Genomic DNA, 13,895 nt, shown 5'->3' on the forward strand with positions numbered 1-13,895 from the left:
AGTGAATTATTGAAATGAAGAAGTATCAAAATAGTTTCATAAAAAAATAGTTTGACAATTATCAGTAAATTCTGAAAAAATGGTAAAGAACTACATATTTCATAATGGGAGGTAACACGAATGGGAAATTCATTTAGTGACTGGATCAGTACGGTGTCCAATCTTGTTTGGGGACCACCGTTACTTATTCTGTTGGTCGGTACGGGGATTTATTTGACGATTCGCTTAGGATTCATTCAAATTACCAAACTACCGTATGCGCTGAAGCTCGCGTTTTCAAAGCATCAGGACGATAAGTCGGAAGGCGACATCAGTCACTTTCAAGCATTGATGACGGCACTGGCTGCGACCGTCGGTACGGGGAATATCGTTGGTGTCGCAACCGCCGTCGTCCTCGGAGGACCGGGTGCGATCGTTTGGATGTGGTTGTCCGGTCTATTCGGGATGGCGACGAAGTATGCGGAAGCAATCCTTGCCGTCAAGTACCGTGTCGTTGATGAAAATGGACAGATGGCAGGGGGGCCAATGTATTATCTCGAGCGTGGGCTGAAGCAGAAATGGCTGGGTGTCTTGTTTGCCGCATTCGCTTCAATCGCTGCGTTCGGGATCGGGAACGGGGTCCAGACGAACTCGGTCGCCCTCGCGATGAAATCAACGTTCGATGTGCCACTTTATGTGACGGGGATCGTATTGATGGTACTGACAGGCGTCGTCATTCTTGGTGGGGTCAAATCAATCGGAAAAGTTGTTAGTTTGTTTGTTCCGTTTATGATTTTCTTCTATGTTGGAAGTGGATTACTGATTCTCGTCATGAACTATGACTTGATTCCAGGTGCGATTTCGACGATCTTCAGCAGCACGTTCTCAAGCGAAGCAATTACGGGTGGCGCGATCGGGGCGGCGATTCGTTATGGTGTCGCGCGTGGTGTCTTCTCAAATGAAGCGGGTCTTGGTTCAGCACCGATTGCAGCCGCTGCAGCGAAAACGGACTTCCCAGGACGTCAAGCGCTCGTTTCGATGACGCAGGTGTTTTTAGATACATTGGTCGTCTGTTCGATCACAGGTTTGACGCTCGTCATGGGAGGACAACTTGATACGAAGTTACAAGGCGTTGAATTGACGACAGCAAGCTTCGAGGTCTTCCTCGGTCCTGCCGGAAAATACATCGTCACGATTGGACTCGTCATGTTTGCTTATTCGACTGTTCTTGGCTGGTCGTATTATGGCGAAAAATCAATCTATTATCTATTCGGTCAAAAATCGATTCTCCCATACCGTATCCTGTTCGTCTTAGTCGCCGGAGCGGGTGCGATGACGACGAACTTGAACATGGTCTGGGCGATTTCCGATGTCTTCAATGGATTGATGGCGATTCCGAACTTAATCGGTTTGATTGGATTGTCCGGCGTCGTCATTGCTGAGACACGACTGTTCCGCGAACAGTTGAGACGAGAAGAAGCGAATCGGAAAGTTTCGTAGAACATGTGAAAATGAAAGACTCGAAAGGAACTAGTTCTTAAAAATCATTTTTGAAAACGAATGATTCTGCCATCCTCGCTTTCCACAGAAGGGAGGTAAGCCACGGCAATCTGCATTCCATGCGGTTCGCCGGGTCTTTCCTTTCCCTGACGAAAGCATGTACCCTGCTTTCTTTTCCTGTAGGAGTCGAGGAATAGGCATTCACATTCTATATCTATTCAGCAAAAGAGAAGGTTGGTTTCCAAAGGATATCCTAGAAACCAACCTTCTCTTTTTTGCATGTGCTCCGTCTCATTCAATCACTTTTTACGATAAAGCATCAGTGATTCATAAGGTCGTAACGTTAAAGTGTACCCTTCTGTCTGCATCTGCTGATAATTATGAAGCAACACCGTATAGTCCGATCCGTCATGAGGTAACGTGAACGTCGTGTCCGTTCCGTAGAAATTCGAGACGACGAGTAATTCTTCTTCACTCGTTGCGCGTTCGTACGCCCAGAGTGATGGATCGTCCGGTGTCAACAGCCGGTATGAACCGTCCGTGAGCACGTCATACTGTTTGCGGAGTTGAATCAACCGCTTGTAATGATGATAGACTGAATCAGGGTCTGCGACAGCAGCCTCGACATTGATTTGATCGTACGTCGGCGAGACCGGGATCCACGGCTCACTTGTACTAAAGCCACCGTTGACGGCGTCCGACCAAGGCATCGGTGTCCGCGCGTTATCGCGTGATTTTTGACGGATCGCAGCGAGAATTGCTTCTTCCGATACGCCGTTGGTCCGTGCTTCTTGATAGGCATTCAATGTCTCGACATCACGGTAGTCGGACAGATTCGTGAAGTCCGGATTCGGCATTCCGATCTCTTCTCCTTGGTAAATATAAGGTGTACCTTGCAAGCCATGAAGCGTTGTCGCGAGCATCTTTGCACTCTCGACACGATACGCGACGTCGTCACCAAACCGGCTGACGACGCGGGGTTGGTCATGGTTACACCAAAAAATCGCGTTCCATGCTTGTCCGTTCATGCCAGTTTGCCGGTCGGAGAAAATTTGTTTCAACTGCTTGAAGTCAAACGGTGCAGCCGTCCATTTCTCACCGTTCGGATAATCGACCTTCAAGTGATGGAAATTGAACGTCATCTTCAGTTCTTGATTTTCGAGCGAAGAATATTGAAGACAATGTTCAAGCGACGTCGACGACATCTCACTGACCGTCAAGAGATCGTGTCCGGCAAAAATGGCTGCGTTCATCTCTTGCAAGTAGTCATGAACGTTTGGTCCGTCCGTATAGTACGCACGTCCGTCTCCCTCGGGATCATTGGGAAGCCCTGGCGTCTTCGAGATCAAGTCGTTCTTGGTCTTCACGTGTCGCAGGGCGCGCTTCAATCTTTCGTTTCGCATAGCTGATCTGCCGGCCGAGTGTCTCTTCGATGTAATGATAGATGGATCCTTTAGCAATGTCAGCGGTTAGGTCGGGCACAAGTGCGGTTACGAAATGATTAATGTCACGGATGACGCGTTCGCCATCAATCTGACGAATCCGCTCAATACGGGTCACGTCTGTTCCTTGTGCCACATGCAATAACGAAGCGAGCTCAGGAGAGGCGGGGAGCACTTCGCATGATAGCACATCCGTCTCGACAGCATGTCGACCCATCCGGCGATGCGCCTCCGAAAAGCTGACGATTCCGTTGAACTGAAACTCGATCGCTTCTTGCGACAGAACGAAGACACCCTTTCCTTGGTGTTTGCGGACGAAGCCTTTTTCTTGCAGGGCATCAATCGCTTTTCGAACCGTTCCGCGGCTCGCCTCGAATTCATGCATCAATTCTGTCTCAGAAGGTAATTTCGTTTCGGCCGGGAGCGTTCCTTCCTGAATCCGCTGTGCGAGCTCGTGATAGATGTTTAAATACTTCGGCATACAATCCGTCCTTTACACTCAAATAATGTCTTTAGTGTAGCATGGAACGATTACAGGCATCAAAATAGCTCCACCTATGATCCGGACATGACCGGAAAATAGATAGAGCGTAGAAGTGTGAATGTCAGTCAACGAAGAGACGTCGAAAACGTCGTACCCTTTTTGAGGACATCTTGTTTTTCATCGAGAACATCACTCGTCAAGAGTTCAATCGAGTCAACCGGATGTTCCAAGATGAAGCCGAAGTTACCACTCCGTGACTCGGACGGGGCATAAGTCTTCGCAAGCGACTCCAAATAGACGTCGTCCTCGAGCGTCTTTTCTGCCGCAGCATCGAGTTTGAAGTGGGCGACAGGATTGAACGTGACCGGTTCATTACTTGTGTTCTTGATTGTGACCCGTGTCTTGATCAAATCAAAGGATTCATCGTGCGTAAAGCCATGGAAGAAATCAATCATGCCATAGCTTGGACGAGCATGGAATACTTTGATCTCTTCGATCATCATCTCGATTGGACCAATCTTCCGTGTTTCGTTCACTCGTTTGAATTGTTTAAGCGTCAGGTCGCCCTTATCATCCGTGACGGTCTGATCGATTTTTGTCAAATCGCGATCGTCTGGAATTTGCGGGTTCGGGACATAGGCGCTTGTTTTTTCAAGCGATACCGGCTGCTCCTGTTTCGCAGACGCTGGTTCTTTTGGTGTGTCTTGTGATGCTGAAGTGCCACAACCAGCGAGCACCGTCCCGAGCATCAAAGTAGCAAGTATCTGTCTCATGAACATTCTCCTTATTTCTTCGATTTCAAGAGATCGAAGATGATTTTCGCGTGATCCGTGTTGTCGACTTGTCCCGCGAATCGGTCTTTAGCAGGACCGAACGCATAGACCGGTACGTCTTCACCTGTATGTCCACCTGTAGTCCAGCCTGTATGCGAGCGTTCGTTGAAGATTTCTTCAATCGCATTATCGATCTCGAGAAATTTCTTCGATTCAGCAGCGCGAGAGACGCTGTCGATTTCTTGATCCGTCAAGGCGAGTTTGTCTTGGTCGATGTACTTCATTAACGTTTTCCGTACGTCCGCGCCTTCGACGATTTGCTGCGCCATGAAGTCAGGTGTCTTCTTCGCTGCTTTGATTGGCTCAGCGAACCAGTTGTAAATGCCATCCGCACCAATCGAGTAACCGCCAGTCGAGTGGTCGGCTGTTGCGACGACGAGGGTATGCTTATCCTTCTTCGCGAAAGCGATCGCGGCTTTAAAAGCACGTTCGAAATCTTCCATCTCACTCATCGCACCGACGATATCATTGTCGTGTCCTGCCCAGTCAATTTGACTGCCTTCGACCATCAAGAAGAAGCCTTTTTTATTCGAATCAAGTCGCTTGATTGCGGCGTTCGTCATTTGAGCAAGTGACGGGACTGAGTTTTCGCGATCGATTCGTTTAGGTAATCCACCGTCTGCGAACAATCCGAGCACTTGTTTATTTTTATCCGCTTGCAATTGATCCAGATCCGTGACGTAACTGTAACCGTCTTTCTTGAATGCTTTCGTCAAATCGACGTCTGGACGGACGAAGTTCGACTTACCGCCACCGAGCATGACATCAATCTTATGTTTGCCGTTCACGCGTTCTTTGAAATAGTCGTCAGCGATCGCGTTCATGTTTTTACGGCTTTCGTCATGAGCACCGAATGAGGCAGGTGTTGCATGCGTGATTTCCGATGTCGCGACGAGTCCCGTTGACTTGCCACGTTCTTTGGCCGCTTCTAGGACGGTCTTGACTTCCGATTTATCATTATCGACCGCAATCGCTGCATTGTACGTCTTCACACCAGAGGACATCGCTGTCGCGGCAGAGGCGGAATCGGTGATATTCTCCTTCGCATCTTCCGGATACGTCATCTGTTGACCGACGAGATAGGGATCAAAGGCTGTTTTTTCAGCCGTCGTCGTCGAAGGATCGTTCTTTAAGTAACGGTGTGCAGACGTGTATGAGACACCCATGCCGTCACCAATCAGGAAGATGACGTTCCGGATTTCGGGTGAGTGAGTATGTTTGGCTTTCGCTTCGGCTTCCGGCATCGAAATCATCGTACTCAGGGAAAGGGTCGATAAGGCAAAAATCGGGATCAGACGTTTTAGTTTCATAGGGATTCCTCCTCAAAAGGTAATGGGTTATGGCGCTACGACCTACAAACACAACTTTACGCAGAAAATATGAAATCCATATGGACCGTCTGTAAAGGTTTGTGAAGAAACGATGACAAACGAATAGCCCTTCTGAAAAACCATCTCAGAAGGGCTACTTGTGTATAGATTAGCGACTCCATCCGATCATCCGACGGTAGGAACTGAACGTCGGCCATGCGAGAATGACGATCGCGAGCCAGTACAGGAACTGGTTCTCGGACGAAATCAGACCAATGATTCCTGCGAGCAGGATCGTCGTGTAGATCGAGAACGTGATGATCAGTACTGGATGTAGTTTCGGGAAAATAGTGAACCGACCGAGTCGTTCGTTCGCTCCGCGGATATATAGGCGGCTACCAAAGAAGAGTAAGGCAATCGTCAAAGCGAAACAGAACAAGACGGGATACGTTAGATTCAGATCGACATTACTTTCAAAAAAGAGTGCGAAGGGTGTCGTGATCGTCATCAGGAAATTTGTTGGCTTGTCTAACTCCTCGTAGGTCACACCAAAACCGAGCAGGGCGACGGCGTAGATGCTGAAATACGTGAAGTAGTTCAAGAACAAGAAGAACGTACCAAGCAACAGTTGTCCGATGATATCACCAGCAATTGTTCCGGCGAATAAGAAGATCGTCAAAATCGTCACATCAAATAGAAGGAAAAGACCAAAATCTTGGAAGAGTGACGACCACGTGACGTAATCAAACGGATTGATACCGCCGAACGCCTGTAGCAACAACCAGCTGACGAAGAAGCCGATGATCGGAAACACGATCAGTGTTACGACGCCAATCGACCATTTGATCCAGAACAACCAGACCTTCGGAAACGGTAACGCGTGCAAAATCAGGCTGCGACCACTCCCGCGCTCGGAACCGAGCATCAGGATCGCGAAGACAGCAATGAGAATCGCTGCGAATCCGGCGAAAAAGGGACTGACGAGTACGGTGTTGAGTAGAGCAGGTTGCTGAGAGGCCTCGTAATTCTCGAACTCATTGATGACGGTATAACTGCCGAACCCATAGCTGAAGATCGCAAGCAGAATGAAACAAGCGAGCGGCCAGATGCCTTGTTTGATATGATAACGGATCAATTGCTTAACCATGTCGTTTCCCTCCAAATGTCCCTAAGAAGTAATCTTCCATCTGCACTGGCAAAGCATCTTTTAACAAGGGGTTCGTCGTTTCAAGATACTGCGCGCCTGCATCGGATAAGACGAGCAATGTCACGACCCGACCTGTTTGGGATAAGACGTGAAGATCAGCGTGTGACAATTCCGGAACGTCCTCATAGACGACTTGCCATTTCTGCATGCTGGCTTTGGCGTCGTCGAGTGCCTTTGGTTCGCGGACGAGATGTTTTTCAATCGTCATGACACGGTCAGCGAGTGAATCGAGCTCTTCGAGTTGGTGTGAGGCGATCAAGACGGCAGTTTGGCGCTCCGCAAGCAATGAGACGAGCTGTTTCAGATAATCTCGTTTGTTGATTCGATCGAGTCCGTCTGTTGGTTCATCCAGTAAGAGGACCGGAGCATTCGTCGCGAACGCAAGTTGAAGAAGGAACAACTGAGCTTGTCCTTTGGATAATGACGTCACGCGACGTCCGCGATCGAGGTTTGACGAACGACAATAGTTTTCGATGTATGTTTTCTCGAAGTTCGGATAGAACGCATTGTAGAAGTTGATCAGTTCGCCGAGTGTCATTTGGCGATAGACGGAAACAGAATCCGGAACGAGGAAAAGGTGCTCGCGTGTCTTCGGAACGTGGTGGATCGACTCGCCATTCCATTCAACTTTTCCGCGCGTTGGCTCAAGAGCACCGACAAGCGTTTTCAGTAATGTCGTTTTTCCGGCACCATTACGCCCGATCAACGCAGTAATCGTTCCTGCTGGTAGAGTAAAGGATGCATTTTCATAAATCATGGTACGGTCAATTTGTTTCGTTAGATGAGAAACGGTCAACATGAGGAATCCTCCCTAATGTGTAAGATGAGTTGATAGAGTTCTTCGTTTGAAATGGAGAGTTCGTCGGCGACGGAACAAAGACGAATGAGTGGATCTTGAATGGCGGCTTTCTTGACTTCATGAAGTGGAATATCTGAGATGAAGGAGCCTTTGCCGCGCATCGTGACGATGAAGTTGCGGCTCTCGAGTTCCTGATAGGCGCGGGAGACAGTGTTCGGATTGACAAGGAGTGTACCAGCAAGTTCACGGACGGATGGCATCTGTTCGCCAGAGCGGAGTAGACCACGGGCAATCGAGCGGATGATTTGAGCGACCAGTTGTTCATAGATCGGTAACGGACTTTTTGGATCGACGGTGAACATTTCTCCACCTCCTTAAGTGTACTAATTCAATTAATACACCAATTATAGGAATTCAAAACCTGTCTGTCAATGCCTCTTTTCAAGAAGACGATGACGCCATCGATCGCAATATTTGCTATACTGACGACAGAAGAATCGAAGGAAGGATGACCCGAGATGTTGGATCGATTGAGTGCCTTAGAGGACCGTTATGAAAAACTGAATGATATGTTGGCTGATCCAGCCATCATTAATGATACGAATCAATTGCGCGAGGTCTCAAAAGAGCAGTCGCAACTTGCGCCGACCGTCGAGACCTATCGCGTCTATCGCGAGAAGATGGAAGCCTATCAAGAGGCACGCCAAATGTTGACGGATCCGGAGATGCGCGACCTTGCGAAGGAAGAAGTCGCGATGCTTGAGCCGGAGATCAAAGAGCTCGAAGCGAAACTGAAAGCCTTACTGCTACCGAAGGACCCGAATGACGACAAGAACGTCATCGTCGAGATTCGCGGCGCAGCGGGAGGAGACGAGGCAGCGTTATTTGCTGGTGATCTCTTTAAGATGTACTCGAAGTTCGCTGAGAAACAGAACTGGAAGATCGAAATCATCGACGCGAGCTATACGGAACTCGGTGGCTACAAAGAGATCATCTTCATCGTCAAGGGGACGGGAGCCTACTCGAAACTGAAATATGAGAATGGGGCACACCGTGTCCAACGCGTTCCGTCAACGGAATCCGGCGGACGGATCCACACATCGACGGCAACGGTCGCCGTGTTGCCGGAAGCAGAAGACGTTGAAGTCGAAATCCACGATAAGGATGTCCGGGTTGATACATTCACATCGAGTGGACCGGGCGGACAGTCCGTCAATACGACACAGTCGGCTGTCCGTGTGACGCACGTGCCGACCGGAATCGTCGCCAGCTGTCAGGATGAGAAGTCGCAGATCAAGAACAAGGAAAAAGCGATGAAGGTCTTGCGCGCGCGTGTCTACGATAAGATTCAACGCGAACAGCAGGCTGAATATGATGAAAAACGAAAGTCGGCAGTGGGTACAGGTGACCGTTCGGAACGAATCCGGACGTATAATTTCGCACAAAATCGAGTGACGGACCACCGAATCGGTTTGACGATCCAGAAGCTCGACCGGATCCTCCAAGGAGAGATGGATGAGGTCATCGATACGCTCGTCATGGAGTATCAAGCACGGGCATCGGAGGCGGCAAACTGATGCGGATCGCAAAACGTCTAAATGAAGCAAAAACGATGATGGAACAAGCAGGACGCGAGGGTTCGAGTGCCGAATGGTTACTCATGCACGTCTTAGAAGTCGACCGGACGGGACTCCTCGTCCGTCTGTCAGATGAATTGACACCGGAGCAGGATTTACGATTCAGTGAATACTTGCTCGCCCATGTTCACGGTGTGCCCGTGCAACATTTAATCGGCTATCAGCCGTTTTATGGACGGAACTTCAGCGTCACACCAGATGTCTTGATTCCGCGACCAGAAACGGAAGAGTTGATCGTCTTCGTGACGGAGCGCCTCGAACGTGAGTCGTTCACCGCGGGACAGATCGTCGACATCGGAACTGGTAGTGGGGCGATCGGAATCACACTCGCGCTCGAACTCGAGCAACCGGTCACGACCGTCGATATTTCACCAGCCGCGATTGCGGTCGCGAAGCAGAATCAAGCGACGCTTGGTGGGGACGTGACGTTTCTCGAAGGGGATCTACTGGCACCACTTGCGGACGATTCCGTGCGGGTGCTCATCTCGAACCCGCCTTATATCGAGGAAGAAGAATTGCTCAGTGAGGTCGTATTCGACCATGAACCGCATCTCGCTCTGTTTGGTGGAAAAGACGGTCTCGTCTTTTACCGACGTCTCGTCGAGGAGAGCGGACGGGTTCTACGCGACGATTTCCGACTGATTGCGTTTGAAATTGGACACAATCAAGGACCAGAAGTGCAAATGATGTTAAAAGAACGTTATCCAAGTGCGGAAACGGGTATTTTAAAAGATATAAACGGTAAAGACCGCATCGTGTATGCGGAACGAAAGGATTGTACAGCGTGAAGACGGAAATGATTGATTTACAGACGATGGATGAAGCAGTTCGGTTATTGCAGGAAGGAGAGGTCGTGGCGATGCCGACCGAGACCGTATATGGTCTCGCAGGGGACGCAACGAACGAAGCGGCTGTTCGGCGAATCTTCGCCGCGAAGGGTCGACCTTCCGACAATCCGCTGATTGTCCATGTCGCATCCGTAGAACAGGCACATCAGTTCGTCACGCACATTCCCGATGTTGCAACACGTTTGATGGAGGCGTTTTGGCCAGGAGCCTTGACGATCATCCTCGAATCGAACGGCACCGCATCCACACTCGTCACAGCAGGACTAGATACGATCGGATTACGGATGCCAGATCATCCGCTCGCGCTTCAATTGATTGAAGCGACAGGGCTGGGTCTCGCAGCACCGAGTGCCAACCGTTCTGGAAAACCTTCACCGACGTCATCTGCGCATGTCGCACATGACCTCTCGGGACGCATCGCTGCGATCGTCGATGGAGGGGAGACGGGCATCGGGGTCGAATCGACTGTCATCGATTGTACGATGACGCCACCGGCGATTTTACGACCGGGTGGCGTGACACGCGAACAAGTCGAGGCAATCATCGGTCCTGTCACACTCGATCCTGCCTTATCGATGAAAGATGTTACACCGAAGGCACCCGGGATGAAATATACCCATTATGCGCCGGAAGCGACACTGTCCGTCGTCGAAGGGGATCTTTCATTCTTACAGCAACTCATCGATGATGCACGACAAACCGGACACAAGACGGGCGTTCTCCTGTTCGACGGGGAGGATGTCGACGCAGATGTTCGCTGCTCCCTTGGTAATTCGATGGAGACGGCGGCACAACGTCTTTACGATTGTTTACGGCGATTTGATCAGACGACGGTGGATCAGATTTTTGTACGAGACCTATCAGAAGAAGGGGTGGGGCTTGCGGTCCGCAACCGCCTCCATAAAGCAGCAGGTGGTCGGGTCATTCGCCCTTGAAGAAGGAGGATACGGAGATGAGCACACGTCGCGTTTTATTTATCTGTACAGGAAATACATGCCGTAGCCCGATGGCGATGGCGTTACTACGCTCGAAAGTCGCTGATCAGGAATTTGACGTCCGTTCAGCAGGACTACGTTCGATGCAAGGATTCGATGCGTCCGAGAACGCACTACAAGTGTTACGCGAACGCGGCATCGAACTCGAGCACTATACGCAAGTCTTTGATGATGTACTCGGACGCTGGTCTGACATCATCTTGACGATGACGCGTCAGCACAAGCAGGAAGTCGGTGAACGCTATCCGGAACTGAAGGAACGGACGTTCACCTTGTACGAATATGTGACTGGGCTTGAACGGGATATCAACGATCCGTACGGCGGATCGATGAACGTCTATCGCCAAGTACGTAATGAACTCGAACCCCTCGTCAATCGTCTTGTGTTAAAATTGACGCAGAACGGAAACGGAAGAAAAACTCCGGACACACGGAAGCTTCCGAAAAAACAACCTAAACAAACGGGGGAATAGTAAAGATGAAAGTAGCAATCGGCGCGGATCATGGCGGTTTTAAGTTAAAGGCAGAAATCAACGATCTCCTACAAGAGCTCGGCATCGACTATACGGACTTCGGTACGCATTCGTCCGACTCGATCGATTATCCGGATGTCGCGATTCCAGTCGCGGAGGCAGTCGCGAACGGAGAGTTTGACCGTGGCATCTTGATTTGTGGCACAGGCATTGGGATCGGTATCGCAGCGAACAAGGTCAAGGGCATCCGAGCAGCGCTCGTCCATGATACGTTCAGCGCGAAAGCGACGCGGCAGCACAACGATTCGAACATCTTGACGATGGGCGAACGCGTCATCGGTCCAGGACTAGCTCGTGAGATCGCACAGCTTTGGCTTGAGACGGAATTCGAAGGTGGACGTCATGAGAACCGCGTTTGCAAAATCTCGGATTATGAGGTGAAGTAATGGACGTGACACGCATCCAGCACGATTTAGAAGAGACACTGAACGCTCTGGATGAACGATTTTCCTTAAAAGGAAAATTGCTCGTGATCGGCTGTTCGACGAGTGAAGTGATTGGCAAACAAATCGGCAAGGCAGGTTCACCGGAAGTAGCGGACGCCTTGTTCGATGTCTTCGATGCCTTTCGTCGATCGCATCAAGTCGATCTTGCCTTCCAAGGCTGTGAGCATATCAACCGAGCGCTGACACTTGAGCGGCAAACGGCCGAACGTCTCGGGCTTGATCCGGTGACGGTCGTTCCCGTTCCAGAAGCGGGTGGATCGATGGCGAGTGCTGCGTACCAGCGCTTCTCGGCACCTGTCGTCGTCGAAGCGATTCAGGCTGATGCCGGAATCGATATCGGGGACACGTTCATCGGCATGCACTTGAAAGCTGTTGCGATTCCAGTGCGCTTGCCGCATAAGGAAATTGGTGAGGCACACGTGACGGCAGCCGTGACACGACCAAAATTAATCGGTGGAGCACGTGCTAAATACGAATGATTGATGCAAGGGGTTGCGCACCCCTTGCTTTTTTGATGTTGTTTTTAGGGATGCCGGGAACGAAACATTCGTGTTAAGATAGGTCTATCGAAATGAAATGGGGGAATTCAGATGGAACAAACACCGCTTACGTATCTGAAACAACAAGATGAGGCACTCTTTTCGGCAATGCGCCAGGAACTAGGTCGTCAACGCGATAACATCGAATTGATCGCATCCGAGAACTTCGTCTCGCAAGCTGTCATGGAAGCACAAGGCAGCGTCTTGACGAACAAGTACGCAGAAGGTTATCCAGGTCGTCGTTATTATGGTGGCTGTGAGTATGTCGATCTCGCTGAGAATTTAGCACGCGACCGCGCGAAGGAAATCTTCGGAGCGGAGCATGCGAACGTGCAACCACACTCAGGTGCACAAGCGAACATGGCGGTCTACTTCACGATTCTCGAACAGGGCGATACGGTCCTCGGGATGAACCTATCGCACGGTGGCCATCTGACGCACGGTAGCCCCGTCAATTTCTCCGGTGTCCAGTACAACTTCGTGGAATACGGTGTCGATCAAGAGACAGAGATGATTGATTACGACGTCGTCGCACAATTAGCTGAAGAGCATAAACCAAAATTGATCGTAGCGGGCGCATCGGCGTATCCGCGCGTCATCGACTTCAAACGTTTCCGTGAAATCGCAGACAGCGTCGGTGCTTACTTGATGGTCGACATGGCACACATCGCTGGACTCGTCGCAGCAGGTCAACATCCAAACCCAGTCGAGCATGCACACTTCGTCACGACGACGACGCATAAGACGTTGCGTGGTCCACGTGGTGGGATGATCCTCTGTAAAGAAGAGCATGCGAAAGCGATCGATAAAGCGATCTTCCCAGGGATCCAAGGTGGTCCACTCATGCACGTCATCGCCGCGAAAGCTGTTGCATTTGGTGAAGCCCTTGCACCAGAGTTCAAGGACTACATCGGTCAAGTCGTCACGAACGCGAAAGTACTCGGTGAGGAATTGACGAAGCGTGGACTCCGGATCGTTTCAGGCGGAACAGACAATCACTTGCTCCTCGTTGACTTGCAACCACTCGGGATCACGGGGAAACTCGCCGAGCATGCGCTTGACGAAGCTGGCATTACGGTCAACAAGAACACGATTCCGTTCGACCCAGCGAGCCCGTTCGTCACGAGCGGTATCCGGATCGGAACGGCAGCGATGACATCTCGCGGATTCAAGGAAGCTGAGATGAAAGAAATCGCCGAGTTGATCGAACTCGTCTTGAACCACCCAGAAGAAGCAGACGTTCTCGCACAAGCACGTGAGCGTGTCGTTGCGTTGACAGGTCGTTTCCCACTCTACCCAGAGCGCGGATGACTGTCATCCCCTTCGTCCTTTTCATTATGAGA

At 50.3% G+C, this 13,895-nt stretch carries 15 protein-coding genes; 8 read left to right on the forward strand and 7 right to left on the reverse strand.

The features are described 5' to 3' along the window. The first annotated feature begins 120 nt into the window (after window positions 1-120). A complete protein-coding gene (locus B4F99_RS07485) occupies window positions 121-1,479 on the forward strand; it encodes an alanine/glycine:cation symporter family protein (protein ID WP_056064159.1) in 1,359 nt (452 codons plus the stop codon). 299 nt (window positions 1,480-1,778) lie between these two features. Here the strand turns inward: B4F99_RS07485 and B4F99_RS07490 are convergent, their stop codons facing one another. The 7 genes from B4F99_RS07490 to B4F99_RS07520 form a co-directional block, all read right to left on the reverse strand. Next, complete coding sequence (locus B4F99_RS07490; protein WP_313533024.1) at window positions 1,779-2,846, reverse strand: alpha-amylase family glycosyl hydrolase; 1,068 nt, start codon at window positions 2,844-2,846, stop codon at window positions 1,779-1,781. Then, window positions 2,797-3,402 (reverse strand): trehalose operon repressor, encoded by a 606-nt coding sequence (treR, locus tag B4F99_RS07495; protein WP_290756375.1) that lies wholly within the window; start codon window positions 3,400-3,402, stop codon window positions 2,797-2,799. The genes B4F99_RS07490 and treR overlap by 50 nt, the downstream gene beginning before the upstream one ends. Window positions 3,403-3,530: 128 nt before the next feature. Next, window positions 3,531-4,178, reverse strand: a complete 648-nt coding sequence (locus tag B4F99_RS07500; protein ID WP_290756378.1) for a hypothetical protein — start codon at window positions 4,176-4,178, stop codon at window positions 3,531-3,533. A gap of 11 nt (window positions 4,179-4,189) precedes the next feature. After that, window positions 4,190-5,548, reverse strand: coding sequence for an alkaline phosphatase (locus B4F99_RS07505; RefSeq protein WP_214852090.1), 1,359 nt, complete (start codon window positions 5,546-5,548; stop codon window positions 4,190-4,192). A 169-nt stretch (window positions 5,549-5,717) separates the two neighbouring features. Next, entirely contained in the window at window positions 5,718-6,695 is a 978-nt protein-coding gene (locus B4F99_RS07510; protein ID WP_214852092.1) for a hypothetical protein, read from the reverse strand. Continuing rightward, window positions 6,688-7,554, reverse strand: a complete 867-nt coding sequence (locus tag B4F99_RS07515) for an ATP-binding cassette domain-containing protein (protein WP_035410673.1) — start codon at window positions 7,552-7,554, stop codon at window positions 6,688-6,690. Before B4F99_RS07515 ends, B4F99_RS07510 begins: the two co-directional genes overlap by 8 nt. Then, a complete protein-coding gene (locus tag B4F99_RS07520) occupies window positions 7,548-7,916 on the reverse strand; it encodes a GntR family transcriptional regulator (protein ID WP_035410669.1) in 369 nt (122 codons plus the stop codon). The genes B4F99_RS07515 and B4F99_RS07520 overlap by 7 nt, the downstream gene beginning before the upstream one ends. A 156-nt stretch (window positions 7,917-8,072) precedes the next feature. Between B4F99_RS07520 and prfA the strand changes: the two genes are divergently transcribed. The 7 genes from prfA (at window position 8,073) to glyA (ending at window position 13,863) form a co-directional block, all read left to right on the forward strand. Then, window positions 8,073-9,131 (forward strand): peptide chain release factor 1, encoded by a 1,059-nt coding sequence (prfA, locus tag B4F99_RS07525; protein WP_056064179.1) that lies wholly within the window; start codon window positions 8,073-8,075, stop codon window positions 9,129-9,131. After that, window positions 9,131-9,979 (forward strand): peptide chain release factor N(5)-glutamine methyltransferase, encoded by an 849-nt coding sequence (gene prmC, locus B4F99_RS07530; RefSeq protein ID WP_290756385.1) that lies wholly within the window; start codon window positions 9,131-9,133, stop codon window positions 9,977-9,979. The genes prfA and prmC overlap by 1 nt, the downstream gene beginning before the upstream one ends. Then, the gene (locus tag B4F99_RS07535; RefSeq protein WP_035410658.1) at window positions 9,976-10,974 is read left to right on the forward strand and encodes an L-threonylcarbamoyladenylate synthase; all 999 of its coding nucleotides are present in this window, start codon (window positions 9,976-9,978) and stop codon (window positions 10,972-10,974) included. Before prmC ends, B4F99_RS07535 begins: the two co-directional genes overlap by 4 nt. A 17-nt stretch (window positions 10,975-10,991) precedes the next feature. After that, window positions 10,992-11,507, forward strand: coding sequence for a low molecular weight protein arginine phosphatase (locus B4F99_RS07540; protein ID WP_035410655.1), 516 nt, complete (start codon window positions 10,992-10,994; stop codon window positions 11,505-11,507). 5 nt (window positions 11,508-11,512) lie between these two features. Continuing rightward, on the forward strand, window positions 11,513-11,953 hold the full coding sequence (rpiB, locus tag B4F99_RS07545) for a ribose 5-phosphate isomerase B (RefSeq protein ID WP_214728375.1): 441 nt from the start codon (window positions 11,513-11,515) through the stop codon (window positions 11,951-11,953). Beyond that, entirely contained in the window at window positions 11,953-12,492 is a 540-nt protein-coding gene (locus B4F99_RS07550) for a TIGR01440 family protein (protein WP_035410650.1), read from the forward strand. Before rpiB ends, B4F99_RS07550 begins: the two co-directional genes overlap by 1 nt. Window positions 12,493-12,603: 111 nt before the next feature. Continuing rightward, entirely contained in the window at window positions 12,604-13,863 is a 1,260-nt protein-coding gene (gene glyA, locus B4F99_RS07555) for a serine hydroxymethyltransferase (RefSeq protein ID WP_058264526.1), read from the forward strand. Window positions 13,864-13,895 lie beyond the last annotated feature (32 nt).

This window comes from Exiguobacterium sp. UBA3491 (genome assembly GCF_002377745.1).
Lineage (GTDB): Bacteria > Bacillota > Bacilli > Exiguobacteriales > Exiguobacteriaceae > Exiguobacterium_A.